This window comes from Sphingomonas sp. 10B4, assembly GCF_035019905.1.
Taxonomy (GTDB): Bacteria; Pseudomonadota; Alphaproteobacteria; order Sphingomonadales; family Sphingomonadaceae; genus Sphingomonas; species Sphingomonas glacialis.
On the sequence record NZ_JASJVC010000504.1, the window covers coordinates 1 to 245 of the forward strand.

Consider the following 245-nt stretch of genomic DNA (forward strand, 5'->3'; position numbering starts at 1 on the left):
GTCAGCACCGAAACGCGCGCCGATGCCGTGATTTTCTCGGTCGAAGACAATGGGCCCGGCATACCCGAAGCCGAACGCGCACTGGTTTTTCAACGCCATTACCGCATCAACGAAAGCAGTCAGAACAAAGTCAGTGGCAATGGCATAGGCTTAGCCATCGTCGCCGACATCGTCAAAGATCATAATGCCCACATCAGCATTGCTGATGCGGCCGGCGGCGGCACCCTGTTTGCGGTGCTGTTTCC

The 245-nt window shown here is 56.7% G+C and carries 1 protein-coding gene; it reads left to right on the forward strand.

Going from position 1 to position 245, the window contains the following annotated elements; all coding sequences use genetic code 11:
- Positions 1 to 245, forward strand: a 245-nt coding sequence (locus QN347_RS20660; protein ID WP_323494527.1) for an ATP-binding protein, incomplete at both ends; no start/stop codon positions are given.